This is a genomic window from Photobacterium frigidiphilum, from assembly GCF_003025615.1.
Lineage (GTDB): Bacteria > Pseudomonadota > Gammaproteobacteria > Enterobacterales > Vibrionaceae > Photobacterium > Photobacterium frigidiphilum.
In genome coordinates, this window is record NZ_PYMJ01000154.1 from 1 (window position 1) to 525 (window position 525).

The following is a 525-nucleotide window of genomic DNA, read 5'->3' on the forward strand; positions in this document are numbered from 1 at the left end:
ATGGTGCGGAAGGAGAGACTTGACCTCTCACACCTTGCGGCGCCAGAACCTAAATCTGGTGCGTCTACCAATTCCGCCACTTCCGCGTATTTATACTTTTACCATAAATCGTCTCAAAAAGAGAAGAGAAATGGTGGCTACGACGGGATTCGAACCTGTGACCCCATCATTATGAGTGATGTGCTCTAACCAACTGAGCTACGTAGCCATTTATTTATGCCGCTTAACTATTTTTCTTCTAAAAAGAAGTAATCAAGCCACATAATTAAATGTGGCAGGGCTACCTGGATTCGAACCAGGGGATGGCGGCATCAAAAGCCGCTGCCTTACCGCTTGGCGATAGCCCTACAGTTGTTCATTTAAGAACAGTTCTCTTCGCAAAGAGAATGGTGCGGAAAGAGAGACTTGAACTCTCACACCTTGCGGCGCCAGAACCTAAATCTGGTGCGTCTACCAATTCCGCCACTTCCGCATCTGGTAATTTTACATCTTGCGATGCTTCAACTCTAAAAGAGTGAAGATGGT

The 525-nt window shown here is 46.3% G+C and carries 4 tRNA genes; all 4 read right to left on the reverse strand.

What is annotated here, in order from left to right:
• Position 1 precedes the first annotated feature (1 nt).
• A tRNA-Leu gene (locus tag C9J12_RS30410) sits at positions 2–86 on the reverse strand.
• Between the two features lie 45 nt (positions 87–131).
• A tRNA-Met gene (locus tag C9J12_RS30415) sits at positions 132–208 on the reverse strand.
• A gap of 64 nt (positions 209–272) precedes the next feature.
• Positions 273–347 (reverse strand) — tRNA-Gln (locus C9J12_RS30420).
• Positions 348–387: 40 nt separating this feature from the next.
• Positions 388–472 (reverse strand) — tRNA-Leu (locus C9J12_RS30425).
• Positions 473–525: the final 53 nt, after the last annotated feature.